General features: G+C 59.5%; 21 protein-coding genes. 12 read left to right on the top strand and 9 right to left on the bottom strand.

What is annotated here, in order from left to right:
• Window positions 1–2: 2 nt before the first annotated feature.
• Together I3J13_RS08990 and I3J13_RS08985 are read right to left on the bottom strand one after the other, a co-directional pair.
• Window positions 3–884 (bottom strand): dihydrodipicolinate synthase family protein, encoded by an 882-nt coding sequence (locus I3J13_RS08990; protein ID WP_196378596.1) that lies wholly within the window; start codon window positions 882–884, stop codon window positions 3–5.
• 22 nt (window positions 885–906) lie between these two features.
• Window positions 907–2,457, bottom strand: coding sequence for an ABC transporter substrate-binding protein (locus tag I3J13_RS08985; protein WP_196378595.1), 1,551 nt, complete (start codon window positions 2,455–2,457; stop codon window positions 907–909).
• 129 nt (window positions 2,458–2,586) lie between these two features.
• Here I3J13_RS08985 and I3J13_RS08980 point away from each other — a divergent pair, with 129 nt between their 5' ends.
• Window positions 2,587–3,507 carry a LysR substrate-binding domain-containing protein gene (locus I3J13_RS08980; protein ID WP_174058247.1) on the top strand — a complete coding sequence of 307 codons (921 nt, stop codon included), beginning with the start codon at window positions 2,587–2,589 and terminating at the stop codon, window positions 3,505–3,507.
• An 82-nt stretch (window positions 3,508–3,589) separates the two neighbouring features.
• Here the strand turns inward: I3J13_RS08980 and I3J13_RS08975 are convergent, their stop codons facing one another.
• From I3J13_RS08975 to I3J13_RS08945, 7 genes are all read right to left on the bottom strand, one after another.
• On the bottom strand, window positions 3,590–5,194 hold the full coding sequence (locus I3J13_RS08975; RefSeq protein ID WP_206696139.1) for a SecDF P1 head subdomain-containing protein: 1,605 nt from the start codon (window positions 5,192–5,194) through the stop codon (window positions 3,590–3,592).
• A 66-nt stretch (window positions 5,195–5,260) separates the two neighbouring features.
• A complete protein-coding gene (locus I3J13_RS08970; RefSeq protein WP_196378593.1) occupies window positions 5,261–6,304 on the bottom strand; it encodes an ABC transporter ATP-binding protein in 1,044 nt (347 codons plus the stop codon).
• A gap of 15 nt (window positions 6,305–6,319) precedes the next feature.
• The gene (locus I3J13_RS08965) at window positions 6,320–7,162 is read right to left on the bottom strand and encodes a carbohydrate ABC transporter permease (RefSeq protein WP_059758010.1); all 843 of its coding nucleotides are present in this window, start codon (window positions 7,160–7,162) and stop codon (window positions 6,320–6,322) included.
• Window positions 7,152–8,078 (bottom strand): carbohydrate ABC transporter permease, encoded by a 927-nt coding sequence (locus tag I3J13_RS08960; protein ID WP_196378592.1) that lies wholly within the window; start codon window positions 8,076–8,078, stop codon window positions 7,152–7,154. Before I3J13_RS08960 ends, I3J13_RS08965 begins: the two co-directional genes overlap by 11 nt.
• 55 nt (window positions 8,079–8,133) lie before the next feature.
• Window positions 8,134–9,393 (bottom strand): ABC transporter substrate-binding protein, encoded by a 1,260-nt coding sequence (locus tag I3J13_RS08955; RefSeq protein WP_196378591.1) that lies wholly within the window; start codon window positions 9,391–9,393, stop codon window positions 8,134–8,136.
• 29 nt (window positions 9,394–9,422) lie between these two features.
• On the bottom strand, window positions 9,423–11,033 hold the full coding sequence (locus I3J13_RS08950) for an FAD-dependent oxidoreductase (protein WP_196378590.1): 1,611 nt from the start codon (window positions 11,031–11,033) through the stop codon (window positions 9,423–9,425).
• A gap of 16 nt (window positions 11,034–11,049) precedes the next feature.
• Complete coding sequence (locus tag I3J13_RS08945; protein WP_196378589.1) at window positions 11,050–12,093, bottom strand: LacI family DNA-binding transcriptional regulator; 1,044 nt, start codon at window positions 12,091–12,093, stop codon at window positions 11,050–11,052.
• A 359-nt stretch (window positions 12,094–12,452) separates the two neighbouring features.
• On the opposite strand from I3J13_RS08945, the gene I3J13_RS08940 reads away from it, so the two are divergent.
• The 11 genes from I3J13_RS08940 to I3J13_RS08890 all read left to right on the top strand — a co-directional run bounded on the left by I3J13_RS08940 (window position 12,453) and on the right by I3J13_RS08890 (window position 26,702).
• Window positions 12,453–13,364, top strand: coding sequence for an HNH endonuclease (locus tag I3J13_RS08940; protein WP_196378588.1), 912 nt, complete (start codon window positions 12,453–12,455; stop codon window positions 13,362–13,364).
• A 419-nt stretch (window positions 13,365–13,783) separates the two neighbouring features.
• Window positions 13,784–14,053 (top strand): acyl carrier protein, encoded by a 270-nt coding sequence (locus I3J13_RS08935; protein WP_035264957.1) that lies wholly within the window; start codon window positions 13,784–13,786, stop codon window positions 14,051–14,053.
• A 349-nt stretch (window positions 14,054–14,402) separates the two neighbouring features.
• A complete protein-coding gene (locus tag I3J13_RS08930; RefSeq protein WP_035264955.1) occupies window positions 14,403–15,419 on the top strand; it encodes a substrate-binding domain-containing protein in 1,017 nt (338 codons plus the stop codon).
• A gap of 70 nt (window positions 15,420–15,489) precedes the next feature.
• Window positions 15,490–17,010 (top strand): sugar ABC transporter ATP-binding protein, encoded by a 1,521-nt coding sequence (locus I3J13_RS08925; RefSeq protein ID WP_196378587.1) that lies wholly within the window; start codon window positions 15,490–15,492, stop codon window positions 17,008–17,010.
• Between the two features lie 12 nt (window positions 17,011–17,022).
• Window positions 17,023–18,024, top strand: coding sequence for an ABC transporter permease (locus tag I3J13_RS08920; protein WP_196378586.1), 1,002 nt, complete (start codon window positions 17,023–17,025; stop codon window positions 18,022–18,024).
• Window positions 18,025–18,065: 41 nt separating this feature from the next.
• Window positions 18,066–19,040, top strand: coding sequence for a sugar-binding transcriptional regulator (locus I3J13_RS08915; RefSeq protein ID WP_059757988.1), 975 nt, complete (start codon window positions 18,066–18,068; stop codon window positions 19,038–19,040).
• Complete coding sequence (locus tag I3J13_RS08910; RefSeq protein WP_196378585.1) at window positions 19,037–20,035, top strand: aldo/keto reductase; 999 nt, start codon at window positions 19,037–19,039, stop codon at window positions 20,033–20,035. Before I3J13_RS08915 ends, I3J13_RS08910 begins: the two co-directional genes overlap by 4 nt.
• 120 nt (window positions 20,036–20,155) lie before the next feature.
• Window positions 20,156–21,877 (top strand): glycerol-3-phosphate dehydrogenase/oxidase, encoded by a 1,722-nt coding sequence (locus I3J13_RS08905; RefSeq protein ID WP_196378584.1) that lies wholly within the window; start codon window positions 20,156–20,158, stop codon window positions 21,875–21,877.
• A gap of 2 nt (window positions 21,878–21,879) precedes the next feature.
• Window positions 21,880–22,722, top strand: coding sequence for a class I fructose-bisphosphate aldolase (locus tag I3J13_RS08900; RefSeq protein WP_196378629.1), 843 nt, complete (start codon window positions 21,880–21,882; stop codon window positions 22,720–22,722).
• Window positions 22,715–24,214: an FGGY family carbohydrate kinase gene (locus I3J13_RS08895; protein ID WP_196378583.1), complete on the top strand. Its 1,500-nt coding sequence runs from the start codon at window positions 22,715–22,717 to the stop codon at window positions 24,212–24,214. Before I3J13_RS08900 ends, I3J13_RS08895 begins: the two co-directional genes overlap by 8 nt.
• Before the next feature lie 283 nt (window positions 24,215–24,497).
• On the top strand, window positions 24,498–26,702 hold the full coding sequence (locus I3J13_RS08890; RefSeq protein ID WP_196378582.1) for a methyl-accepting chemotaxis protein: 2,205 nt from the start codon (window positions 24,498–24,500) through the stop codon (window positions 26,700–26,702).
• Window positions 26,703–26,809 lie beyond the last annotated feature (107 nt).

Raw genomic sequence — 26,809 nt, 5'->3', positions numbered from 1 at the left:
ACTCAGAGCGCGCCGACATCGCGCAGCACACTGGCGATTTCCGCTCGCGCGGCTTCGCCGAGCGGCATTTGCGGATGCATCGGCGCACCGACGGCAAAACCCTGCAGATCGAGCGCCGTCTTGATGCAGGCGGCGATCGAATATTTCGCGAAAATCTCGTTGACCTTCCACATCGGTCGCTGAAGGTCCATCGCACGCGTCCAGTCACCGGCCCTGGCCGCCTCATAGAGCGCAATGCTCTGCTTGGGCACGATGCAGGCCGGACCGGCCATCCAGCCCACGCCGCCAATCATCATCACGCAGACCGGGATGTGCGCGGAGGCTGCAAACACCTCCATCCGGCCGCGGGTCCGCTCGATGATGGAAAGCAGGCGCCCCGTATTGGTCGAGGCGTCCTTGATGTAGCGGATATTATCGACCCGGCTCAGTCGCTCGATAACGGGCAACGAAAGATCGGAACGCTGGAATTGCGGATTGGTATAGAGCACCACCGGGCGGCCCTTGGCCGCCCTGGCGATCGCAGTGAAATAGGCTTCCACACCCTCGTCGCTCACCGGAAAATAAGCTTCGAGGATCGCCAGAATGCCATCCGCACCGGCCGCGACCATATATTCCGTCTGGGCAACGGCGTCGGCAGTGGAAGTCGACGCCACGCCGGCGACAACGGGAACCCGGCCGCGATTGGCCGAGATCACGGTATCGACGACGCGGCGTCTTTGCTCCTGGGAGAGATAGGCAAATTCACCGGTGCTGCCGAGCGGCGTCAGACCATGCACGCCCGCGTCGATGAGGTGGTCCACCAGATCCGTCAGCACACCTGGCATCACCTCGCCGGCGCTATCGACCGGGGAAACGAGATAGGGAAATACACCGCTGAAAGACATGGTGGATTGCTCCTTTTTTCGATCAGTTCGGTTTCACGTAATAGGGAAGCGTGTAACCGTCGGAACGACCCGCATAGTTGATATCGCTCTTCACCGCCCAGGTGTTGGCGAGATAGAAAACCGGAATGACACCGAGATCCGTCATCGCGATTTCCGTGGCCTTCTTCAGAAGTTCCTCACGCTTGGCGTCGTCGAGCGTCGAGCGGGCTTCGTTCAGGGCCTTGTCGAATTCCGGGTTGGAATAACGACCGCGATTGCCCTGACCGGCCTTTTCGCCGTAGGTCTCGAGGATCGGTCCAAGAACGCCCGAAGCCTCACCTGTTTCGACGGCGGCGCCGCCCATGATGAACGAAAACTCGAGGTTCGAGGCGCGTGTGAAATAGACGCTGCCCGGCAGCGTTGCGACTTCCGTTTTCACGCCAACGCGGCTGAAGAACTGGCCGATAGCCTGCGCAACCTTGCTGTCATTAGGATAACGGTCGTTCGATGCATGGAAGGTCAGCTGGAAACCGTCGGGATAACCCGCTTTCGCCAGCAGTTCCTTAGCCTTGTTCGGGTCATAGGCATCGACCTTGATGGCCGGATCGTAACCGAAATAACCTTCCGGCACGACCTGGCCGGCCGGCACGCCCTGCCCGTCCATGATGCGGTCGACCAGCGCTTCGCGGTTGATCGACAGGGATAGAGCGCGGCGCACTTCCGGTTTCAGGAGCGGGTTCTTGCCATCCGGACCCTTGGCGAAAGGCGATTCTTCGCGGGCTTGGTCCATGTGCAGATACATGATGCGGTTGCCGGCAATGTTGACGACCTTGAGCTTGTCGGATGCTTCAAGCCGGCGGGTATCGGCCGTTGGGATGCTTTCGATCATGTCGACATCGCCCGAAAGCATGGCGGCAACGCGCGCGCTCGGGTTCTTGAAGACCCGGAAGGTCACCTTGTCCCAGGCAGCTTTTTCGCCCCAAAAGGCATCATTGCGCGCAACAACGACATTGTCGTCCGGCGACCAGGAAACGAACTTGAACGGGCCGGTGCCGATAACACCCTTGCCGGTGTTCATTTCGCCCGTCGTAACCTTTTCCATTTCGGCCGGAAGCATCGCGATACGACTGAGATTGTTGAGCAGAAGCGGCGTTGGGCCGGCAGTCTTGATACGGACCGTTAGCGGATCGACGGCTTCGACCTCGGTTATAGCCTTCACGTAAGCGGCAAACGAGCTTGGGCTGTTGGTCGAGGCAAGTGGAATGCGCTTGATGCTGGCGACCACGTCTTCAGCGGTGAAATCGCTGCCGTCGTGGAATTTCACGCCTTCGCGCAGCTTGAATTCCCAGGTCTTGTCATCGACGATTTTCCAGGAAACAGCGAGCGCCGGCTGGATCTGCTGCTTGTCGTCCTGATTGACGAGGCCATCGAAAATGTTGCGCGCCATCGCACTGTTCGGGCCGACGACATAAAATTGCGGGTCCATGGACGTCGTGGAGGCGGACAGACCAACGGTCAGATCCCGGGCCTCGCTCGCGAACGGCATGGCGAAAACAGACGCTGCCAATGCGGCTGCGAAAACAGAAAACTTCATGACGAGGACTCCTCCAGGTTGTCCGACCCGCGCTCCCTGCGGGTAAAAGACGAATTAACGTTTTACCTGGCAAAAGAAAAATTGCATTTTGTACTTAAGCCATGCCGCAATGTTATGGAAGGAAACCAGGTGAGACTGAAACCAAGGCAGGTCGAAGCGTTTCGAGCCGTGATGATGACCGGTGGCATTACTGCCGCGGCCGAAGCCATGAACGTCACCCAGCCGGCCGTCAGTCGCCTTATCCGCGATCTCGAAGAGATCGTTCAAATGCGGCTGTTTGAACGCGTGGGCGCCAGATTGGTGCCAACCGCCGAAGCCACACAGTTTTATCGGGAGGTCGAGCGGCTTTATCTCGGCCTCGACCAGATTGCTCAGGCCGCCGATGACATACGCGCGCACAAGAACACCGTTCTGCGCATTGGCAGTGTGACGTCGCTGGTTCGCCCCTACCTGCATCGGGCGATTGTCGAAACCATTGGTGACCGGCTGGATATTCCGCTGGTGATCGACGTCGAAAACAGCCGGCATATATGGGATATGGTCGACCAGAACCGCTACGATCTCGGGCTGGTTTTCGGTTCTCCCAGAATGGCGGACAAGAACGCCACGCCTCTGCACAGTTCCTATGCCGTTGCCGCAATGACGGCAGATCATCGACTGGCATCCCGCCGGGTCGTCACGCCAAATGACCTTCTCGATGAACGAGTGCTCATTCCCGGCCGCAATTCTCCGCTCAGGCTGGCACTCGACCGCGCCTTCTCAATCGAAGATCACCAACCGATAAGCACGATGGAAACGTCAATGCTGAACTGCTGCCACTTTGCATCGGCGGGCATGGGCGTTGGCATCGTGGATCATACCAGCCTGCGTTCTGCCGGTGCCGAAGTGGTGGCGATACCATTCGAACCGAAGATCGAAGTGTCCTACTACGCGATACGGCCAATCGGTGCGCAGAGAATTGCCGTTCTTGATGAGTTGATTGAGCGCATCCGCCAAATGATGAGCGCCGCAGGAGACCTCGGTTCGCATCTAACATTACGAGAGTCTTGAGGAGATACGGATCGTTCCCGGTTATTGCCTCGCTCGAGTCCTTTGGCGACCAGCAGCGATCGCCATTTCCCTTTTTGCAGGATTATGGCGCCAACCGGACAATGATCGTGGCCTCGGAAGACGACAATTTCCGTTCGACGGCCAAAGCTTGCGCTGAATCAAGGCCACCGATGGTGACGTTGCCGCCCATGATCGGCTCTCTCACGACCGGTTCGAAGATGACGTCTCCATCAACCAGCAACTGGGTCTTCTGCCCGAGAGCCGCGCGTGTGAAATCTTCGAAGGCCTTGGCGCTTTCCGGTGTCAAGGCAATTTCCACCGCAGGTCCGGCAGCGGGATCGACCGAGGTTTTCACCTTTGCGACCTTGAGCGAAATCGGTGCAATGTCCCCGCCGCTGTCGGCAGGGGTTGTGCCACCCTCATTCTGGTTGGGAGAGGAAGCGGTATCGGCGTCGGCCTTCGGGCGGTACTGGTCCAGATCGATCGAAGCCTGCGTATTGTTTTTGGGTAGCGGCTCAACGCGTTGGCCAGACAGGGTCTCGGCGGTCCAGGCATGCGGTGCAGGCAGGACCGGTGGCTGATCCTCTCGCCAGATATGCACACCCACGGTGACCTTCATGCCGCCAACACTTGCGACCGTGTTTTCCAGCACTTCGATTGTCGAGCCGTCGCGTGTTGAATTCACATAGGTCACAGTCCGCGACTTGCCGGCGCTTCTGGCCTGCGCCAGTTGCGCATCGGTCAGTTGTTTCGCCCGGTCTGCGAAGCTTGCGATCATGCCATCGATCGAAGATTGCTGGGATTGCAGCAGGGCAGCCGGATCGTAGGTGACCGTCGCGCTGAATGTGGCTGTTTGCCGGGCCTTGTCGGCGGCTTCGAGTTTCCAGACGGTGCTTGTCGGAACGAGCACCCCCTTCAGTTCTTCGCTTCCCGCAACCGTCCATTCCTGCCCGATATCTGTCGTGAAAGCTTCGGAGGATTGCCCGAGCGCAAGGATCATGCTTTCCGGCGCAAGCACGGTGATAACGACAAGAGGATTACCTTTAACGGTCTGGAGCATGCGGGAGGCCGTGTTATCCGACGAGGACGTGGACAGGAGCATTTCCATATTGGCAATGATCTGATCGGCGCCGACAAGCGCCGTCGGAGCACCGCTCGGATCCGCGTCGAATTCCAGCTCCTCGACACCATAAGCGGCGAGCGAATTGCGGAACATGGCGTTCATCGCATAGGAATCCGCAGCACCCGTCGCATCCGGGGGAATGTCTGCGGAAAGTCTCCATTTCATCCGCATCCCCTCGTCGTTCCGCGACAGGACCGTTGCCGATTGACGGAAATCGCCCCTCATGACAACGGATGATGCTTCCGGCTTGTCGAACCAAAGCGACATATCGGTCTCGGTCGTCTTTTGAACCCGATAATGAAGCTCAGTCCCGACGGCAGGTTCGTAAGGTGGAACGGTCACGCTCTCCGCCGCCTGGGCCGGGCCGGCTGCCATCGTTGCCTGGAATATCAGCCCGGCGGCGAGAAAGAGGGAAGGGACCAGACCGATACTACGGCGCGTTGCGTTCGTGCGAATTTGCGTCTCCCTCCGATTACGGCTTTCCAACACCTGACACGTCGATTTCATACTGTCTATCCCAGGTTCAACGCCAAACGCCTCCCACAAGCAGTGATTTTTAATCATTGAATCCTGTCTTGCGCTGCGATTCCGCGATCATTGCATTCAGGCGATGTCACGGCGTGCAGTCCGCTAGTTGAGCCGTTGACTGGTCCTGGCATCGAACAGGTGGATCGATGCCAGATCCGGCTGAACCTGGATGGTTGCGCCCGGCTGCGCTTGTACGCGCTCGCGGAAGACGCCGATGACCTGGTGATCGCCGATCATCATTGTGACCTGCGTTTCCGACCCCATCGGCTCCACCAATAAAACGGTTGCTGTGAGGCCATGGTTGACCAGTTCGAAATGTTCCGGGCGGATGCCGTAGATCGCTTCGCCTGTGGCAGGGCCGGGCTGGAGGGGCAGGACGACGCCGTCAGCCTCGAAGCCATCGGCGGTAAGTCGTCCCTTGATGAAATTCATCGCCGGGGAACCGATGAAGCCGGCGACGAAGGGATTGGCGGGCCGGTCATAAAGCTCGAGCGGCGCCCCGCATTGCTCGACCCGTCCGGCATTCATCACCACGATCTTGTCGGCCATGGTCATGGCTTCCACCTGATCATGCGTGACATAAACGGTCGTGACCCCCAGACGCTGGTGCAACGCCTTGATTTCACCGCGCATCACCACACGCAGCTTGGCATCGAGATTGCTGAGCGGTTCGTCGAACAGAAAAACCTGAGGATTGCGGACGATTGCGCGGCCCATGGCGACACGCTGCCGTTGCCCGCCGGAAAGCTGGCGGGGGAAGCGTGCGAGCAATGGCGTCAGCCCCAATATCTCCGCTGCCCAGTTTACCCGCTCGGCGATCTCGGTCTTGCTGCCGCCGCGATGCTCCAGCGAAAATGCCATGTTTCGGGCCACGCTCATATGCGGATAAAGCGCGTAGTTCTGGAAGACCATGGCGATGTCGCGGTCTTTCGGTTCGATCTCGTTGACGACACGGCTGCTGATCGAGATATCGCCGCTGGTCACGGTTTCAAGGCCCGCGATCATCCGCAGCAGGGTGGATTTGCCGCAGCCCGAAGGGCCGACGAGGACAACGAATTCGCCATCGGCAATATCGATATCGACACCGTGGATGGTGGCGAGTGCGCCATAGCTTTTCTTGACGGATCTAAGGGTAACGGGTGCCATGGGTCAGCCTTTCGATTAGCCTTTGAGCCCGGTATGGGCGAGGCCTTCGACGAATTGTTTCTGCGCGACGATGAAGACGACGAGTACGGGAATGGCGGTCATCGTTGCTGCGGCAAGCTGGATGTTCCACATCGGTCCGCCATAGGCGTCGGTAAATTGTGTCAGTGCCTGGGGCAGGGTGAACCTGTCGGGGCTGGAAAGAAAGACGATGGGTTCGAGATAGAGGTTCCAGCTGCCGAGAAATGTGAAGATCGCAACGGCGGCCAGCGCCGGACGGGCAAGCGGCAGAGCGATGGTCCAGAATATCTTCAACCGGCCGAGGCCATCGACCCGCGCGGCCTCCTCCAGTTCCACGGGCAGGGAGATGAAGAACTGGCGCATGATGAAGGTGGCGAAGACCGCCGGCGCACCGAAGATCGGCACCAGGATCAGCGGCCAGTGTGTGTTGATCATGCCCCATTTGAGAAACATCCGGAACAGCGGAACCAGCGTCACTTCGGACGGGATCAGCAACCCCACCAGCACCACCATGAAGATGGCGTTGGCGAAGGGGAACCTGATGCGCGCGAAGGCATATCCGGCCATCGACGCTACTGCCATGGTGCCGATGGTGACGATTGCGGCGATATAGGCGGAGTTCCAGTATTGCAGCGCGAAGGGCTGTATTCTGAAAACGTCGGAATAGGACGAAAAATCGAAGGCGCGTGGCCAGATGTCCGGCGGAAAGGCAAATATCTGGCTGACGGGTTTGACCGACGACGTCACCATCCACCAGGTCGGAAAGACGAAGGGGACAAGCAGCACGCAGAGTATGAAATAGATCAGCGCCTGCGCGCGTGGGCTGAGCTCAGTTTTCATAGAATACGAACTTTCTGCGCAAGTGCCATTGGATGAAGGTGAGAGCGCCGACAATGACCAGCAGGATGATGGAGAGTGTCGAACCGTAACCGAAGAGGTAGAACTGGAAGGCCTGCTGATAGAGGTAATAAACGAGAACCGTCGTGGAAAAACCCGGTCCGCCCTGAGTGAGGATCATGATCTGCGCAAAGACCTGCAACGCGCCGACGATGGTGACGATGGAGGCGAGCAGGATCGTCGGGCTGATCATCGGCAGGGTAATGCGATAGAACTGCTTGAAGCGCGGCACACCGTCGACGCGCGCGGCTTCGAACAGTTCCCGCGGCACGCCCTGCAGTGCTGCGAGAAACAGGATCATGTTGAGGCCGAGATTCTTGAGCGCCTGCACGACGATGACCGAGATCATCGCTGTCGTGGGGTGGCGCAGCCAGTTGGGACCCTCGACGCCGATCATTTGCAGGAGGCCGTTGATGCCGCCATTATTCTGCAGCAAGAAACTCCAGACGATTGTCCAGGCGACCAGCGACACCACGACAGGAGAAAAGAACAGCGTGCGGAACAGTGTCATGAAGGCGAGCTTCTGGTTCAACAGCAAGGCAAGTCCCAGCGCCAGGCTCATATTGAGCAGGGCAAGCCCGGCGGAGAACACGGCGGTCACGGCCATCACTTCGCCTATGGCCGGATCGCTGAGCAGCTTCTGGTAATTGGCAAGGCCGGTGAACCGGAAAGATCCCGCCAGCACGTTCCACTCATGCAGCGAATACCAGAAGACCAGTACCAGCGGGACGAGCACGAAAACGACGATACCGATGAGTTGCGGCGCGATGAACAGATATCCGATCGCGGCGTCACGGCGCGCCATTGTCCAGAAACCGCGCCGGGCCTCTGTTTGCGCTGTCTGGAGGGCAAGCGTCATGGCTTTTCTTCCTTCTGCCTTTCGCATCCACGGAAAACCGAATGACTGCGAAGCGTCAATTGGCCGCCAGCAATGGGTCAAGACGGCTGCAAAGCGCTTGCAGGATAGCCGCGACATCGGCATCGGGTCGCCAGAGACCGTCGAGGCCAGCGCGAACAGTCTGTTGCAGCCGGGCAAAATTGCGAACCTGCTGCGTCGATTGACCGGTGGCGACGCCACGAATGACCACGGCCTCTATCTGCTCGCGCGACAGCAATGGGTTGGCGGCCGCGAGGACATCGGCGGTGAGCAGACTTTGCCGTGCCGGCGGGAAAAAGCGCGCGAGCTTGGCTACATTCGGCTTGGAGGAGAAAAACGCCAGGAATTCCGCCGCGAGCTTGGGGTTTTTGCCGCTGGCCATGACGCCAATGCCTGCGCGACCTGTAACGGCATAGTCGCCGGCAGGCCCCGTGGGCAACGGCACGAGATCCCAGTCGAAGGCCTTGTCGCCTTTTGGCAGCAGCGATGCGCGGCTGATCTGGGTGGTCGTCATCGCCGCATCCCCGGCAAAGATATCGGCCGAAACACCAGGTCCCGGCATGGCTTTCTTCACGAAGATCGCATCGTGGATGAAGCGCATGGCGTCAACCATCTCCGGGCTGGCAAAAGCGCAGGACTTGGTGTCTTTCGACCAGGGATAGGCATTCCAGCCGGTATAGACTTCGGCAAGGTTTTCCCAGGCCTTGTATTCAAAATCACGAATGATCAATCCCTGTTTGCCGGTCGTCGCGACTTTTGCCGCCGTCGCAATGGCATTGTCCCAGTTCCATTCGCCGGCAGCGATCATCTCGGCGGGCGTCTTTGCGCCTGCCGCCCGGATCATGTCGTTGTTGACGAAGACGCCGAAGGGCGATGTCGAGAACGGATAGAGATATTGCACCCCTTCATACGACCAGGCGGTGAGCGTTGCTGGGGGGAAGTCGCCCATGTCGTAACCTTCGGTATTGGCAAAGGTTTCGGTGAGGGGATAAAGCGCCCCGGCCGCCATGAAATCAGGCGCGGTCGTGTCGAACAGCCAGGCCAGATCGGGGGGATTGCCGCCGGCGATCTGGGTGGTCAGAGTGGTGGCATAGCCTTCGTAGGCAAGCGAATCGTAGGTGATCTTGACGCCGGGGTGGCTCACCTCGAACTCATCGGCGATCTCGTTGAACAGGGCCAGATGAGCTTCGTTGGCGCTCCAGATGGCCATCCGCAATTCCTGCGATAAAGCCGGAGAAACCAGCCCGGATGTGACCAGAAAACTGGCCACTGCAATTTTCACTATACTCCTGCGCATGAACAATCCTCCCAGATTATACGTATTAGCTAGTAGCCGCGAATATCAGGCCAATGGCGCTCCACCCCTTGGCGTTCAATATGGGTATGGAACTCCGCCAGCCGCTTTTCATCGGCATGCACGCCATGCGGGGTCTCGCCCTTGTCGAGACAATAGGCGGCCAGCATGCCGGCCACTTCGCCGATGTTCCATTCGACAGGATGCAGCCTGTAGCAGCCATTGGTGATATGCGTCGTGCCGATATTCTTGGATGCCGCCAGCAGGTTCGTTTTGTGGCGGGGAATAAGGGCACCCAACGGAATTTCGAATGGGCAGGCGCCGACATCGATATAGTTATCGCCGCCCGTCGAGGGGTGCAGGTCGATGCGGTACATGCCGATACCGATGCTGTCCGGATAATGCACCGCGCCGCGATCGCCGCGCACCGCAAGCGACAAATCCTGTTCCACCACCGTGGTCAGGGCACGAATGCGACGGCTTTCACGGATATAGGGCGCCATCGCCAGGCCATGCTCCGTGCCGGTGATGTCGCCGCGCAGGCGCAGACCCGGAAAGCCCTGGCCGCCATCCGGGCGAGGCGCTTCGGTCTGCATCCAGTAGAACATGGAATAGGACAGGCTTGCCGCATCGGCCAGCCGCTCGGCATATTGTTCGGGGGTAACGTCGATGATCGGCGCCTCGAAATAATCGATCATCGGCCAGTTCACGAGGCAGATATCGCTGGCATAGGCGCCGGGCCGAAATGTATGGCGGGCGGCAATACGGCGGAATATCCAAAGGCTCATATCGCCGGCGCTGTGACGCTGGTCGGCAACGTCGCGTGTTGCGTTGTCGACCGGGTTGGGATCGAAAAACCGGCGGCTGCGCTCCAGCGTCCGTGGATTGGGCGAGTCCCAGCTCAGCAGCGGGCCGCCCCAGAATTCGGGGGCAACCTGACGCCAGTGGTCGTACCGGGCGGGTTTGTCGATCACATGATTGCCGTCAACCTGATCGACGGCAAAGCAGATCGAGACGGCCTGCTGATTGTGGGGTTGCGCCTCCGCCGGCGCGCTCGGTTCGCCGGTTTCGGATTGCGCTTCGAAACCCGTGACATAGTCGGTTGCGGTCAGCGGCAGCAGATCGCCCAGTTCGGTAGCGTCGATAATGTAGCGGGCCGAGCAGGAAATGAGATCGCCCGTATTGCAATGGCGCAGCGTCACGGCCCGCACGGTGTCGCCGTCGACGTCTGCGGCGATCGGCTCATAGGGCTTGAGGATGGTCAGCTTGCCGCCGGCCGCGTAAGGGGCAAGCATTGCCTCCATCACCGCCAGCGAAACGCGTGGTTCGTGGCACAGGCGAGATACGTTGCCGTCACCGGGGTTGAGTGTCAGATCCGCCCGGGCGGTGTCCGTCAGCGGATAGTGGTCGCGGTAATATTGCCGCACGCCCGTGCGCAGGGCGCGATAGCTGGCCGTGATCCCGAACTGCTCGACCCAGCTGTGCTCGTCGGGCGGTACGGCCTGACTGGTCAGCTGGCCGCCAATCCAGTCGAACGCTTCTGTCAGGATAACGCTGCGGCCGTTGCGCAGGGCCCCAAGCGCCGCGGCCACGCCGCCAAGCCCGCCGCCAACCACAAGAATATCTGCATTGTATTCTCTCACGTCAGGTTCTCTTTCCTTAAGTTGGGCCTTGATTTGGGGAGCCAAGCGTTTCGCCCGCCACGATGTCGCAGCCCAGCAGTATTTGCCGTACGGGGCCGGGGGGGCTGGTAAGGGTTTCGACCAGCATGGAGGTCGCCTGCCGGCCCATCTCTTCGCGGGGGATGGCATAGGAGGTGAAGACGCGTTGCGACCGGAGCGTATACGTGCGTGTGCCGCTGCCCAGCACCACGATGGAAAGATCGCCGGGGACGCTCACCCCCTGGGCACGGGCATGATTGTCGAAGACCACTGCTTCGGCCACCTCGGCAAAAAAAACGACGCTCGCTCCGCTGGCGCGAACGGCAGCCAGCTGCTCGGCCGGATCGCCATTTTCGCTTTCGTGGGAATAGACCAACTCCGCCGCGCCCTCGATTGCGGCGAGAAAACCACGCCAGCGGTCGCTGATGGATTCCGCCGGACCCGTCGCACCGATAAAGGCGAAGCGGCGATGCCCGGCGACAAGCGCCTCTCGGACAAGAGCATGCGTGGCTGTGACGTAATCCGCGCCAACATAACGCACCGGCCCGCCGGCATCGTCACGACGACCGACTGCGACATAGGGATAGTCACCGGCAACCAGCTGGGCCAGCTCATCGCGGTCGAACTGACTGCCCAGAATGAGGCATCCGTCAGCAAGTCGAAGTCGCCCCGTTTCCCCGAAGATACGCTTGCGGCCGTTATCGTCGCGCGCCGCAGCCGTCATCAGCAGAAGGTCGTAGCCCAACCTCTCCGCTTCCTCCTCTATCCCCATCAGAAAAGGCGTGTAGAAATCCGCCTGCGCAATCGGGAAAGCCGGCTGATAGGTAAAAACACCCAGAATCCGGTTGGCGCCCTTGACCATGCTGCGCGCGATGGGGTCCGCCACATAACCCGTGTCCCGAATGGCCTTCAGCACACGCTCCCGCGTTTCAGGCGGGATGCGGCCCTCAGCGGATTTCGCCTCGTTGAGCACGAGCGAAACCGTCGCCTGGCTGACCCCCGCGAAGATCGCAATGTCCCGTTGCGTCAAGCGCCTAACCATCGAAACCTCGTTTCCTGCCGACTGCTAATTCGTATTAGCTGCTTATGCGTATAAACAAGGTTTGCGCGAGGATGTCAAGAGTGAGGTACGCCGCGAGGATGTGTTGGTTCCGGCACGGAGAATGGTGCCGCTATAGGCGGCACGCGAAATTGCAAGATGCTTGCTGAATGACTCTCGTGAGAGATGTGAAGAAAATTTTCGCTGCTTTTGGCAAACGCCGTCGGGCCTCGATCTATTGCCAAACTCTATCCCGGATACGCTCAGAAACGAGTGATGCGATCTGGAGATCACAGCTGATTTTGATTGATAATACAAAACCAGGTTGCACTTACCCGTCGCGTTGATGCTAATATTCGCACATGGGATTCGGGGTTTTCATTCATCGGTCAGATTCAATCTACGACGACAGTCCGGCGGAGCAATATCAGTTTCCGAGCCAATATCTCGGACGTGTGCAAGCCTGCGTCGGTGATTGGATCATTTATTACGAGCCGCGCAAGGTTGTAGCGACGCGTGGTTATTTTGCTGTCGCCAAAGTAGCCGAAGTCATTGCCGACCCCAAGGCTTCTGGGATGTATCTGGCTTTGATCGAGCCAGGAAGCTACCTCGACTTTGTCAATCCTGTTGCGTTCGGTGGGCAGGATGGAATTGTCGAGCGCGGGTTGCTGAATGATGAGGGCCGGATTTCTGGCAGAGCGCAGGCGGCCGTGCGCTCGATATCATCGGCAGATTTTAATCGCATCGTCTCTATTGGATTGGCGGAGCTTGAAGTGGAATTACCGCGGCTTGGTGAGCCGGAGGAAACGGGAGGCCCACTGGCGTTCGAAGACGAGCCTCAGACGCCCTTCGTCTTGGAGGAAGAGCGGGAGCGTGTCACGATGCTCTCTTCGCGCCTTGTTCGAAACCGCCTGTTTCGCCGGCTGGTTTTGCAGGCTTATGACAAGAGATGCGCAATTACAGGCCTGAAGCTTATCAATGGCGGCGGGCGGGCAGAAGTTGACGCTGCGCACATACGTCCTGTCGAGGCAAATGGCCCCGACATCATAAGCAACGGTATCGCCCTTTCAGGCACGGCTCACTGGATGTTTGACCGCGGGCTGATCGGCCTGTCTGATAGCCTCGAAATTATCGTTTCCCGCCAGGCCAATGATCCGGAAAGCATTTTTCATCTGATTAACAAGTCTGGCCGGGCAATCGTGCCAGCTCGGCCATTCGAGAGGCCTCATCCACATTTCTTGCAATGGCATCGGGAGAACTGTTTTAAGGCCTAGGGCTCGGTGCGTGCAATCTGGAGGTTACTGTCCATTGCCCGTTCGGCAGGGCTAGGTCAGATATCGTAGATCTATTTGGTTCAGACCAAAGCGGTCTGCGCTACGTGGTGCCGGACCGGCATTCATTTCTTTGTCTATGTCACCGGAGTGCGCCTGCGAGCCGGATACAATTCATGAAAGCCGGAAAAGTTCCGAGACAGAGAGCGGCCTAAAAGTCGGTTACGGGCAACAATAAATTACAAAATCTTCGTTGCAGGTCACTCATTCCGAAGCTTAGATTTTATCGGGGGGAGAAATGAGAGAGCAATGTCGAACCTGGGTAGCCTCATATCCCTTTTTGTCTTCGCGATAGGCATTTTCGCCTTCTATCGATGGATGTCGGATGGCATCGGCACGGAAAACAGGAAGTCGGAATCGAGATGGTGAGTTTTTCGGTCCCGACAGATACCGCAGTATCCGAGATAAGAAACCGGGTGACAAAAATCATCGGCGAGCAGCTCGGAATAGCTGATGATAAAATAGTCGATACAGCTGATTTTTCCGAAGATCTGAATGCCGATTCGCTTGAGGTCGTTCAGATCGTCATGGAGATCGAAGAGGAATTTGGCATCGAAATTCCCGATGCTGCCGCAGACAGTCTTTCCACCGTCGGTGATGCCATTCGCTTCATTCAGTTGGCAACGACTTAGTCGATCTGGAAAGGGCGCGTGCGATATGGCGATAATCCATCCCTTCATATACTTTCTTCCCGCCGTCGTCGGCGCCTATGTCCTCTATAAATTCATCCTCTATTTGCTCGGCGCCGATTAGGCGCCGGCCATCGCTTCCGTGCCTTGCGGCGCCGGTTTGCGTCGAAGTTCCCCTACGAGAAGCCGTATTCTCCATCCTACCGCATGAATTGAAATAAATTTCGCATCATAAAATAAAATTCAAACAGCATTGACGGCCGCTCGGTTTCCGGCTATCCCAATTCGCATGCAATAAATTACATCGAATAAAATTTATTGCGGACTAAGTCATTGTCCTTGGGAGGGGAATATGTTGGCTTTTCTGAAATCGACCGCTGCCGCGGGTGTTTTAGCCGTGGCAATTGCCGCTGGTGCCGGTTCGCAGGCCACCGCTGCTGCGGGCAAATTTGCCTGCGAGCCGGGTGAGACCTATGTGATGAACGTCATGGTTTCCAGCCACCCTTATTGGGTGCCGGTCTTCGAGGGGTTCAAGCAGGCCGCAAAGGCGCTCGGCTGCGAGGCCGTTTTCACCGGCACCCCGGAATATGACATCACCAAGCAGATCGCATCTTTCGAGCAGGAACTGGTGAAGAAGCCGAAGGGCATCCTGCTGCACCCGATGCAGGCCGATCCCTTTATCGAACCGATCAACAAGGCGATCGGCTCCGGCGTTTCGGTGACGACTTTTGCGGCGGATTCGCCGAAGTCGAAGCGCACCGCCTATATCACCTCAGACAATGTCGCCGAGGCGAAATTCGCGGCCGATGAAATCGTCAAGAAACTCGGCGAAAAAGGTGAATATGCCGTTCTGGAAAATCCGGGGCAGAGCAATCACGATCTGCGCGTCACGGCCCTCATCGACTATATGGGGCGCACCTATCCGCAGATGAAGCTGGTCGGCCGCCAGGCGACCAATCAGGATTCGAACCTTGCCTACCAGGCCGTCGGTGCATTGTTGCAGGCCAATCCCAATCTGGGTGCCCTGTGGATTCCCGAAGCCGGTTCGGCCGAAGGCGCGACGGCCGCCGTTCTTGAGGCGAAGAAGAAGGTCCTGATCCTGCATGCGGATATCACCCCGGCCACGCTGGAACATATCAAGCAGGGCAATATCTACATGTCCATCAATCCCAATCAGGGCGTGCAGGGCTTCATGGGTTTCATGAACACGTTTCTGGGAGCCCATTCGGATCTGATCGATCCGTTCAACGACTACAAGGTTTCCGGCTTCAACCCGATGCAGGTTCCTTCGATGGACAATGGTTTCGCTGTCATCACCAAAGCGAACGCCGCTTCCTTCGATCTCAACGACTATATGAAGGGGCGCTGACGCGTCGCTCTGGACCCGGCGAGGTTTGCGCCTCGCCGGCCACAAAGGGAAGCAGGTTCGGGAGGGCGTTATGGGTGAGGTCATCCTCAGCATGACGAATATTCACAAGGCGTTCGGCCCCGTGCGGGCGCTGCGCAATGCGGCGCTTGAGCTGCGGCGCGGCGAAATCCATGCGCTGGCGGGTGAAAACGGCGCCGGCAAGTCGACGCTGATGCATATCATCGACGGCATTCTGCAGCCGGATGGCGGGGAAATCGTGCTGGATGGCAAACCGGTCAAGATTTCCTCGCCCAATGCGGCGAACCGGCTCGGCATCGGTTTCGTGCATCAGGAGATCGCGCTCTGCCCGGAGATTTCGGTCGCCGAGAACATGTTTATGTCGCAGACGGGTCAGAGCCGCTCCTGGTTCATGAACTATCGCGATCTCGAAAAGCGGGCGGCAATTGTGCTGCGGGAAATCGGTGATATCGATCCCACCCGCCGGGCCGGCGACCTGTCGATTTCGCAACAGCAAATCGTCGAAATCGCCAAGGCGCTGACACTCGATTGCCGTATCCTGATCCTCGACGAGCCGACGGCGGCTTTGACCGAGACCGAAGCCCAGACCCTTTTCAGGATCATGCACCGGCTGGCGGAACGGGGCATTGCCATCATCTATATCTCGCATCGTATGGCCGAGATTTTCGAACATTGCGACCGCATCACCGTCATGCGCGACGGTTGCCATATCAGGACGGAGAATATTGCCGATATTTCCCCGGAGGAGGTCGTCAACAGCATGGTGGGACGGGTGCTCGACAAGCTCTACCCGCCAAAACTTTCGGAGGATGAAAAATCGGATGACGTCATTCTCTCGGTTCGGGGCCTGAATGAAGGAAAGCGGGTTTTCGATGTCGATTTCGATCTGCGCCGCGGCGAAATCCTGGGGCTTGCCGGGCTGATCGGTGCGGGAAGAAGCGAGATCGCCCGGGCCGTTTGCCGGCTGGAGGGGAAGCCGAGAGGCGAGGTTACGCTGCGCGGCCGGCCGCTGAGGCTCAAGGATTATCGCGACAGCATCCGCGAGGGGCTGGTCTATCTGTCCGAGGATCGCAAAGGGGACGGGCTTTTCCTCAATATGTCCATCGCCTCGAATGTCTCCGCGCTCGATATCGGCAGGGTATCGAACGGCATGGGCTTCATCGAACGGCGCAAGGAAATGAAGCGCGCCGATGAACTGGGACGCCGGCTGAAATTGCGGGCGAACAGCATCGGCGATGCGGTATCGACCCTGAGCGGCGGCAACCAGCAGAAGGTGGCGCTGGCGAAGATGCTCTCGGTGGAGCCGGAGGTCATCTTTCTGGATGAGCCGACACGCGGGGTGGATGTGGGGGCGAAGGCGGAAATCCATCGCCAGATCAGGGAACTGGCGCGCGAGGGGGTCGGTGTGGTCGTCATCTCTTCGGAACTGCCGGAACTTATCGGCGTCAGCGACCGCGTGCTGGTCGTGCGCGAGGGGCGCATCACGGGTGAGGTCGAGGGCGACGACATGACGGAGGAAAAGATCATGCAGCTCGCATCGATCAATATTGTGCATAGCCCGGAAAGGGCCTGAGGGAGCGGGAAAATGGCAACATCGGAAACACCTTCGGGCATAGCTGAGACGGCGGTTCGCCGCACCGCCTGGTGGGAGCCGGCGCTCAAGGCGCGGGAAACCGGGCTGATCGTCATCATCCTCGCGCTTTTTGCGGTGATGTCCTTCATATCTCCGTATTTCCTGACCGTGGACAATCTGCGGGCCATGGCCATGGTCTTCGCCATCGAAAGCATCGTCGTGGTGGGCATGACGATCCTGCTGATCTCTGGCGGTATCGACCTTTCGGTCGGCTCCGTCACCGCACTTGCGATGGTGGCGGCTGGCTGGCTGTTTCTCAATGGCGTCGACCCATGGGTGGCGGCGGCGCTAGCGATCTGCCTTACGACCTTGATCGGCATGGCCATGGGATTCCTGACGACGGTGATCGGCCTGCATCATTTCATCGTGTCGCTGGGCGTCATGGTGATTGCGCGCGGTGTGTGCCTGCTGGCGACGGGCGGGCGGCCGCTTGGGCTCTATTCCCTGCCGCCGGAATTCAAGTTCATCGGTCAGGGTGCGCTTGGCGGCATTCCGCTGGTGCTGATCATCTTCGCGGTGGTGGTTGTTGCTTTCGATCTGCTGCTGCGGCGCACGACCGCCTTCCGCAAGGTGTTCTATACCGGCAGCAATCCGAAGGCCGCGGCCTATTCCGGTATCCGCGTCGGCCGGGTGGTGTTTGCCACCACCACGCTTTGTTCGATGTTGTGCGGTGTTGCAGGCGTTATCTATATGGCCCGTTTCGGCTCCGCCCAGCCAAGCTTCGGCGTCGGCATGGAACTCAACGTGATTGCGGCGGCGGTCATCGGTGGCGCGAGCCTTTCGGGCGGCTCGGGCACCATTCTCGGCGCGATCCTTGGGGCGATCCTTCTTTCGGTGGTTTCCAGTTCGCTTGCCTTGCTCAATGTGTCTGTCTACTGGCAGGACATCATCAGGGGCAGCATATTGCTGACTGCGGTCCTGTTCGACCACTATCTGGTCAGGCGCCGCCGTTGAGCGCCCTTCGCTCGCCCGAGGGTAACTGGAGAAAGACGACCATGCTGGATATCAAGGACGATTTCGATCAACAGAGACAGATGTATTCCGTCCTAGTGCTGCATTTCATCGAGGGTGTGAAGCAGTCGGAAATCGCCGAGCGGCTCAATCTTTCCCATACCAAGGTGAACCGCATGATTGCGGCCGGCCGTAAGGCAGGCATGGTGAAGATCACCATCGCCAGTCCCTATCAGAGGCTGGTGGACCTCGAAAACGAGATCACCCGCCGTTTCGGCCTCAGGCAGTCGGTGGTGACGCCGACGGTCTCCGATAATCCGGAAACCGCCTTGCAGATGGTGGGTCGGGTGGCCGCCAACCACTTGCTGGAAACCATTCGTGACGGCGATGTGATCGCGATTACCGGCGGCAAGGCGGTGAGTGCCGTTGTCGACAATCTGGAGGCGGAGCGTCGTTTCGATGTGCGGGTGGTGCCGCTGACCGGCGGCGTGCAGGGCAAGCACTATACGGATGTCAATCATCTCGCCACGCAACTGGCGGAGAAACTTGGCGGCAGCGCATCGCTCGTTCATGCGCCGCTGTTTGCCGAGGATGAGGAACAGCGCGATCTGCTGATGAATGTCGCATCGATCCGCGAGGTCTTCGATCTGGCCCGGCAGGCGCAGGTGGCGCTGGTCGGCATCGGCTCCGTGGAGGCTCCCGGCTCCGGCTATTACGATCTTCTGCCGGATGCGGCCCGTGGCGGGCAGGCGCTGGTGGATGCGGGCATTGCCGGCGAGTTTCTCGCCCATCTCACCATGGCGGACGGACAGCTGGCGCGCATCGATCTCAACTCGCGCGTGGTAGCGCTGGACCCCGGGCAGCTTGCCCGGTGCCCGAATATCATCGGTGTGGCGGCAGGCGCCATCAAGGCCGGACCGGTGGCGGCCACGCTTGCCGGCCGCTATCTGACCTCGCTCGTCGTGGACGAGGCGATAGCCGGCTATTTACTGGATCATGAAGGAGGGGAAACCGCGTGACGGACAATGCAATATTGACCCGGACGATCGGCAGAAGCGGCATCGGCGCATCCGCCGTGGGGCTTGGCACCTGGGCCATCGGCGGCTGGATGTGGGGCGGCACCGACGAGCGGCAATCCATCGCCGCCATCCAGGCCTCCATCGATGCGGGTATTTCCCTGATCGACACCGCACCGGCCTATGGCATGGGGCTTGCGGAAACCATCGTTGGCAAGGCAATTGCCGGCAGGCGCGAGAAGGTGGTGCTGGTTACCAAATGCGGGCTCGTCTGGCATGTGAATGAGGGTGCCTATTTCTTCCATCAGGATGGCAAGCCCGTTTACCGTTATCTCGGTGCCGCTTCCATCCGGCACGAGGTCGAAGAGAGCCTGAAACGGCTCGGAACCGACTATATCGATCATTACGTGACCCATTGGCAGGACGCCACGACGCCGATTGCCGAAACGGTCGGGGCTCTGGTGCGGCTGAAGGAGGAGGGGAAGATCCGCTCCATCGGGGCAAGCAACGTCTCGCCCGGCGATCTCGAAGCCTATATCGCCACCGGCGCGCTGGATGCCATTCAGGAAGAATATTCCATGGTGAAGCGCGATATCGAGACGACGCTGCTGCCGCTTTGCCGAAAGAATGATGTCTCGGTCCTCAGCTATTCGTCGCTGGCGCTCGGTCTTCTCTCGGGCAAGGTCGGGCCTGAACGGGTCTTTGCGGAAGACGATCAGCGCCACGGCAACCCGCGCTTCAGCCAGGCGAACCGTCAGAAAATCGCGCGGTTAACGGGCGTGCTGGAACCGGTGGCGGCCGCCCATGGAGCTTCGGTCGCACAGGTGGTAATCGCCTGGACGATTGCCCAGCCGGGCATAACATTCTCGCTGTGCGGCGCGCGCGATCCGGCTCAGGCGGTCGAAAACGCCGCGGCCGCACGTCTTCGCCTCACGGAGAGTGAGCTGGCGCTCATCAGTGCCGGTGTCGCGGAGCATCTTGTGGGGCTCGATACCTGATTATGTAGGCTGAGACGGGACTTCAGGCGAACAGCGCATCATTTTCGTCCCGTCTCTCACGTCGCTTTAAACGGTCAACAACATTGGGACGCTGGTCATCCGCCAGCGAACGGTATTTCTATGCCCAGTTTTCGCGAGGACGCTCTGCGCCGCATCCGGCACGATGGTGATTTCGATGCCGTCGTTATCGGCGGCGGCATCAACGGAATTGCCGCCTATCGCGATCTCGCCTTGCAGGGGCTGCGGGTGCTGCTGGTGGAGCGCAACGATTTCTCCTCCGGTTGCAGCGCCGCGCCCTCACGCATGATCCATGGTGGCCTGCGTTATCTCGAAAACGGTGAATTCGGCCTCGTGGCAGAATCGTTGCGCGAGCGGGATGCGCTTCTCAGGCTCGCGCCGCATATGGTTCATCCGCTGCCGACCACGATCCCGATCTTTTCGACTTTCAGCGGCCTGTTCAATGCGGCAGCAACCTTTGCCGGCTCCGGCGGAAAACCCGCAAGCCGGGGCGCTCTCGCCATCAAGGCGGGTCTGTTGCTCTATGATTTCGTCACCCGCAAAAACCGTATCCTGCCCCGTCATGCGTTTCGCGGCGCTTCCGGGACTTTGCAGCATTGGCCGGATTTGACGCCGGAGATCAGATATTCGGCCACCTATTACGATGCGTGGATAAGCCAGCCCGAACGGCTTGCACTGGAGCTTTTGATCGACACCCGTGCCGATGCGCCGCAAAGCATTGCGCTCAACTATGCGGAGCTTGTCCGTATTGGCGACGAGTATCGTCTTCGGCTGGAGGGCATGGATGAAGCCTTGCCCATCCGCCCAAGGATCGTCGTCAATGCGACCGGCGCATGGATCGACGAGACGATTGGCGCGCTGGCTGCACCCCCGGCGGAGACAGCAAAACCGACCGTCTCCGGAACCAAGGGATCGCATCTGATCATTGCCAACGAGGCGCTTTTGAAGGCCCTGAACGGCCATATGATCTTCTTCGAGAACGACGATAATCGCGTCTGTATCCTTTTTCCCTATCTCGGCCGGGTTCTCGCAGGTTCGACCGATATCAAGGTGGATCGCCCCGAGCGGGTGCGCTGCGAGCCCGAGGAACGGGATTATATTCTGGACGCCATCCGGCAGGTCTTTCCGCAGATTGCCATTACTCATTCCGACATCGTCTTCAGTTTCAGCGGCATACGTCCGCTGCCGCGCAGCGATGCCGCCTTTACCGGAAGAATTTCCCGCAGCCATTTCATCCATCGCGTTGCGGGCGATCCGCCGCAGCTCTGCATGATCGGCGGCAAGTGGACCACTTTCAGGGCTTTTGGCGAGCAGGTGACTGACGAGGTTCTGGCCTTTCTTGGACGCCGGCGGCTGACCGGCACCATGGAGCGCCCGATCGGCGGCGGCAGGAATTTTCCCACCGGTGCCAGCAGCCTGCCCGCCTTGCTGTTGGAGGAATTTTCGATTGCCGGAGACCGGGCGGAGCATCTGGCTCTGGCTTACGGCTCCCGCGCCTTCGATCTGATGGGCTTTTGCCGGGATCGTGCGGATGATGTGCGGCTTTCAGAAAAATCGCCGATCACGGCCGCGGAGGTGGTCTGGCTGATCCGCTTCGAACACGTGCGACACCTGACCGATCTCGCCCTGCGGCGCACGACGCTCGCCATCACCGGCGTCATCGATGCCGATCTGATCGACGCGATCCTCGCCGTTGCGGCCCGCGAGCTTGGCTGGCCGGCCACCCAGGCGGCGGCGGAACGACAGCGGCTTATCCATGAGCTGGAGACTTTTTATGGGGTCACGCCGGCAATGCTTCAACACAGATGCAAGGAGAATGCATGATGATGCGGATTTCGAAAAAGGCGCGCATGAACCGGCTGTTCCGCAATGGCGGCTGCCTGGATGTGGCCATCGATCACGGGGTTTGCAACGAGCCAAGCTTCCTCATCGGGCTGGAGGATATGGCGCAGACCGTGGACAGGCTGGTCGAGGCCGGTCCCGATGCCATACAGATGGCCTATGGGCAGGCGGATCTGCTGCAGCAGAGGCCGGAGCGCGACAAGCCGGCCCTCGTCATGCGTATCGACATGGGCAACCCTTACAATTCCACACGCCACAGAACCATGTGGTCGCAGCTCCAGAACCATCACGATCCGATCATCGGTGCGCTGGAAATGGACGCCGCCTGCGTCGTCGTGAACCTGTTCATGCTGCCGGATGAGCCGGAGCTGTTTCGTCAATGCGTCGAAAACATCAGCCGCGTGCGGGCAGATTGCCATCGTTTCGGCATGCCGCTGATGATCGAGCCGCTGGTGATGCTGCCGAATGATGTGCGCGGTGGTTATCAGGTGGATGGCGACGCCGAAAAGATCGTCACGCTGGTGCGCCTTGCCTCGGAAATGGGAGCCGATATCATCAAGGCCGATCCGACCAGCGATCCGCGCGATTTTCACAAGGTGATCGAAGCCGCGCGGTGCCCGGTGCTGGTGCGGGGCGGGGGGCGTGAGGACTTGCGTAACGTGCTTACGAAATCGGCGGCTCTGGTGGCCGAAGGTGCGAACGGGATGGTTTACGGGCGCAATATTTACCAGCACGACAATCCCAAGGCCGTCGTTGCGGCGTTGATGGCCATCATCCATCAGGGTGCGGGTGGCGATGAAGCATGGGATATCTATAATCGTGGCTGACAAAAATTACATATTGGGTCTCGATGTCGGCAACACGGTCATCAAGGCCGTGCTGTTCGACACGGAAGGCCGGCAGGTTGCGCAACACGCCATCGACGGACAGTCGACATTCCCCCAGCCCGGCTATGTCGAGCGCGATCTAGAGGAATTGTGGCGGAACGGCTGCGAGGCGGTCCGCCAGCTTCTGGTGAAATCGTCCGTCGATCCCCGCAGCATCCTGGCCGTGGGCTGCGCCGGCCACGGCAATGGTCTTTACCTTCTGGACAAGGACCGACAGCCCCTGATTGGCATCCAGTCGCTCGACAGCCGTGCTGCCGATGTGGCGGCCGAGCTTGACCGGAAAAGCGGAGCGCAATTGCAGGCCCGTTGCCTGCAGCGGCCATGGCCTGCGCAAACACCCAGCCTTCTGGCTTGGGTGAAGCGACATGCACCCGATCTCTATGCCCGGACCGGTACGGTTCTATTCTGCAAGGATTTCGTCAATTTCCGCCTGACGGGGTGCCTTGCCAATGATATTTCCGATCTCAGCGGCGCGGGGTTGCTTGCCTTGCCGGAAGCGCGGCTCGACCGCGAGCTTCTGTCACTTTACGATCTTGAGGACGCGTTCGCGTTCTTCCCCCGTTGCGTGGAATCGGCTGACATCGTCGGCCATGTGACCGCTGAGGCTGCGGCTATGACGGGGCTGTCCGAAGGCACACCCGTGATCGGCGGTTTCTTCGATGTGGTCTCCAGCGCCATGGGGTCGGGGGTCATCAATGCCGGGGAAGCTTCCATCATCGCCGGCACCTGGAGCATCAACCAGGTTTTCGCGGACAAGCCGGTCATCAGTCCCGATGTCTTCATGGTCACCACCTTCGGCCGTGACCGCTATGTCAATATCGAATCCAGCGCCACCTCCGCCGCCAACCTCGAATGGTACGTGCACCGTGTTCGCGGCGACCATGGCGACCATGCCTTCGAGCGCTGCAACGAATTGGTCGGCTCGGTCACACCGCGCGCCGACGATCCGTTCTTCCATCCGTTCATTTTCGGCTCGCGGCTGGGTGCGGAATTCCGTGGCGGCTTTTACGGCCTCGCGGGATGGCACGGCGAAGGTCACATGTTGCGGGCCCTGTTCGAAGGGGTGTGTTTCGAGCATCGCCGCCATATCGGCGTCCTGCGTGAAGCGGGACTGCCGGTGGAAAGCGCCGTGATGTCCGGCGGCGGTTCCCGTAGCCAGCATTGGCCGCAGATCATGGCGGATGTTCTGGAAATTCCCCTGCGTGTCGCGGAAGCCCGCGAGACGGGCGCGCTTGGCGCGGCCATTGGCGCGGCCGTGGCGATTGGGCTTTATCCTGATTATGAGGAGGCGGTTGCGGCGATGACACGGGTTGCAAATGCTTACCGGCCGGATGCTGCGCAAGTCTCGCATTATGGGCGGCGCTATGGTCTCTATGCAGAATTGACCGCACAGTTGCGTGGCTTCTGGAGCGCTTTGCGGCTACCGCAATAGTCTCCGGTTTCTGCAGGGCGCAATCGCGCGCCCGCATCAATCAGAGCCCCTGCGCAGACAGAAAGTATCTGTGCAGGGGGTGAGGATATCGCGCAATAGTTTGTATATACTTCAATATTGCAACTTTATAAAGTATTGATGTTTTGATATGGCGCTTGAAAAAAGAATTGAAAGTAAATTTTAAACATAACTTCTTAAGCTCATCCTCCAGCCCGGTCGCCAACAGTTGCGCACGCACCCGTAACTCTCGCCACCGTCGCAGCATAGTTTTGGGGGATGGGACATGCTTTTTAAATCGACAACGGGTCGGAATATTTTTGCGGTTGCCGCATGCGGCGTCTTTGCGACGATCGCGGCCTCGGCCATGCTGTTTTATCGGTCCATTGAGGATACCAGGGCCAACAATCTCGAGCGTATGCGGCAGATCGCCCATAGCGAAGCCCTGGCGACCGAAAAGAATATCGGCGGCACGATCCATATCGTCAACAGCCTCGCCTCGGTTCTGGAATCGATGAAACAGTCAGGCGATGCCGACCGGGGTAAGGCCGATCAGATCATTCACCACATGCTGGCCAATAACCCCGACATCCTTGGCCTCTGGACCGGATGGGAGCCAAACGCGTTTGACGGCAAGGATGCGGATTTTGCCAACAGGGAAGGGCATGACGCGACCGGCCGGTACATACCCTATTGGGTGCGCAGCGGGGGCAAAATAAGCAATACCGCTTTGACGGACTATGCCACCGCAGGTCCGGGCGACTATTATCAATTGCCCTTCACCCTGAAGAAAACGGTCGTCGTCGAGCCCTATTCCTATGCAATCGACGGCAAGGAAGTCCTGATTACCTCGATTGCCAAGCCGGTTATGGTCGATGGCAGACCTCAGGGGGTCGCCGGCCTCGACCTGTCGCTCGATGAAACAAGCAAGGCGCTCTCGGCGGTGCGGCCCATGGGAACGGGTTTCGTCAGTCTCGTCAGCGGCAGCGGCAAGATCATCAGTCATCCGGATGCGGCGATCATGGGAAAAAGCCTCGCGGATGGCGGCGCGAAGACCGCTGGCTGGGACCAGCTGATTGCAAATCCCGGTGCGGAGCGCGAGATCACCGCACAGGATGGAACGGCGTCCTTCGCCATCGCCTTGCCCGTCATGCTTACTCAGGACATGAAATGGTACGCAATCATCTCGGTACCGGAAGAAACGGTGTTTGCGCAGCTGCATGCCATGATGCGTGACGCCGCTTTGACGATCGTGACGGCCACCGTGCTGCTGGCACTGGCGGGATGGTTCATCGCGCGGCGGTTCATCGGGCGCATCGCAAACATCATCGATGAGACCGCCCAGATTGCACAGGGAAATCTTCATCTGACATTGAAGGATATCGGGACAAGGGACGAAATCGGCGATCTTGCCCGCTCTCTCGATGTTCTGCGCGAAAACAATCGGCAGAAGGCCTCACTGGAACAGGAGGCCGAGAGCAACCGCACGCTTGGCGAAGAAGAGCGTGCGGCCCGGGAACGCAGGGCCGTCGATGAGGCGGGCAGCATCCGTTTTGCCGTCGACAGCCTGGCTTATGCGCTGGCGAAGCTCGCTGACGGCGACCTGTCCTGCCGTATCGACAATCCCTTTGTCGAGCAGCTCGACGCGGTGCGTGGCGATTTCAACGGCTCGGCCGGGAAATTGCAGGACGCGCTTCTGCGGGTATCGGAAAACGCCTCCGGCATCGACGCCGGCGCCAATGAAATCAAGGCGGCGTCCGATGATCTGGCGCGGCGAACGGAGCAGCAGGCGGCGGCCGTTGAAGAAACCGCTGCGGCCCTTGAAGAGATCACGACAACGGTAAAAGACGCCGCGAACCGTGCGCATGAGGCGGGCCGGCTGGTTTCCCGCACGCGCATCGGCGCGGAACGGTCGGGTGAAGTCGTGCGTCAGGCCGTGATGGCGATGGAGCGGATCGAGAAATCGTCGAACGAAATTTCCAGTATCATCGGCGTGATCGATGAGATCGCCTTCCAGACGAATTTGCTGGCGCTGAATGCCGGGGTGGAAGCGGCGCGTGCCGGTGAGGCGGGCAAGGGTTTTGCCGTGGTGGCGCAGGAAGTGCGGGAGCTTGCCCAACGCTCCGCCGCTGCGGCGAAGGAAATCAAGTCGCTGATCACCAAGTCGAACCAGCAGGTCGAAGAGGGCGTGCATCTTGTCGGCGATACCGGCAAGGCGCTCGATGTCATCGTTGCCGAAGTGCAGGAGATCAACCAGCACGTCGCCGCGATCGTGGAATCCGCGCAGGAACAGTCATCCGGCCTCCAGCAGATCAACGTCGCCGTCAACCAGATGGATCAGGACACGCAGAAAAATGCCGCGATGGTCGAGGAGATGACCGCCGCAAGCCACACGCTGGCAACGGAGGTCGATGCGCTGAACCGGCTGCTCGGCCAGTTCGAACTCGGTCAGGGAACAGGTGTGCATCGGGGGTCTCTGAAGGCGGCCTGACTGGGCGCCCTGAGCAGCCGTGTCCATCAGCGCCGATGGGCACGGCGGGGAAATGGAAGATGGACTTTGTCTGCAAATTGAGCATCTTATTTCCTGCAAGCAAGTAA

Source organism: Agrobacterium leguminum (genome assembly GCF_015704895.1).
Taxonomy (GTDB): domain Bacteria; phylum Pseudomonadota; class Alphaproteobacteria; order Rhizobiales; family Rhizobiaceae; genus Agrobacterium; species Agrobacterium leguminum.
Note: the sequence above shows the minus strand (reverse complement) of the source record. Positions and strands in the feature narration are given on the sequence as shown.

Excerpts from the sequence above, each read along its gene's own strand:
- I3J13_RS08975 (WP_206696139.1), bottom strand. The coding sequence starts at position 5,194 with ATGATTAAAAATCACTGCTTGTGGGAGGCGTTTGGCGTTGAACCTGGG.
- I3J13_RS08985 (WP_196378595.1), bottom strand. The coding sequence starts at position 2,457 with ATGAAGTTTTCTGTTTTCGCAGCCGCATTGGCAGCGTCTGTTTTCGCC.
- I3J13_RS08940 (WP_196378588.1), top strand. The coding sequence starts at position 12,453 with ATGGGATTCGGGGTTTTCATTCATCGGTCAGATTCAATCTACGACGAC.
- I3J13_RS08905 (WP_196378584.1), top strand. The coding sequence starts at position 20,156 with ATGCCCAGTTTTCGCGAGGACGCTCTGCGCCGCATCCGGCACGATGGT.
- I3J13_RS08955 (WP_196378591.1), bottom strand. The coding sequence starts at position 9,393 with ATGCGCAGGAGTATAGTGAAAATTGCAGTGGCCAGTTTTCTGGTCACA.
- I3J13_RS08970 (WP_196378593.1), bottom strand. The coding sequence starts at position 6,304 with ATGGCACCCGTTACCCTTAGATCCGTCAAGAAAAGCTATGGCGCACTC.
- I3J13_RS08945 (WP_196378589.1), bottom strand. The coding sequence starts at position 12,093 with ATGGTTAGGCGCTTGACGCAACGGGACATTGCGATCTTCGCGGGGGTC.
- I3J13_RS08990 (WP_196378596.1), bottom strand. The coding sequence starts at position 884 with ATGTCTTTCAGCGGTGTATTTCCCTATCTCGTTTCCCCGGTCGATAGC.
- I3J13_RS08900 (WP_196378629.1), top strand. The coding sequence starts at position 21,880 with ATGCGGATTTCGAAAAAGGCGCGCATGAACCGGCTGTTCCGCAATGGC.
- I3J13_RS08935 (WP_035264957.1), top strand. The coding sequence starts at position 13,784 with ATGGTGAGTTTTTCGGTCCCGACAGATACCGCAGTATCCGAGATAAGA.
- I3J13_RS08890 (WP_196378582.1), top strand. The coding sequence starts at position 24,498 with ATGCTTTTTAAATCGACAACGGGTCGGAATATTTTTGCGGTTGCCGCA.
- I3J13_RS08920 (WP_196378586.1), top strand. The coding sequence starts at position 17,023 with ATGGCAACATCGGAAACACCTTCGGGCATAGCTGAGACGGCGGTTCGC.
- I3J13_RS08915 (WP_059757988.1), top strand. The coding sequence starts at position 18,066 with ATGCTGGATATCAAGGACGATTTCGATCAACAGAGACAGATGTATTCC.
- I3J13_RS08925 (WP_196378587.1), top strand. The coding sequence starts at position 15,490 with ATGGGTGAGGTCATCCTCAGCATGACGAATATTCACAAGGCGTTCGGC.
- I3J13_RS08930 (WP_035264955.1), top strand. The coding sequence starts at position 14,403 with ATGTTGGCTTTTCTGAAATCGACCGCTGCCGCGGGTGTTTTAGCCGTG.
- I3J13_RS08965 (WP_059758010.1), bottom strand. The coding sequence starts at position 7,162 with ATGAAAACTGAGCTCAGCCCACGCGCGCAGGCGCTGATCTATTTCATA.
- I3J13_RS08960 (WP_196378592.1), bottom strand. The coding sequence starts at position 8,078 with ATGACGCTTGCCCTCCAGACAGCGCAAACAGAGGCCCGGCGCGGTTTC.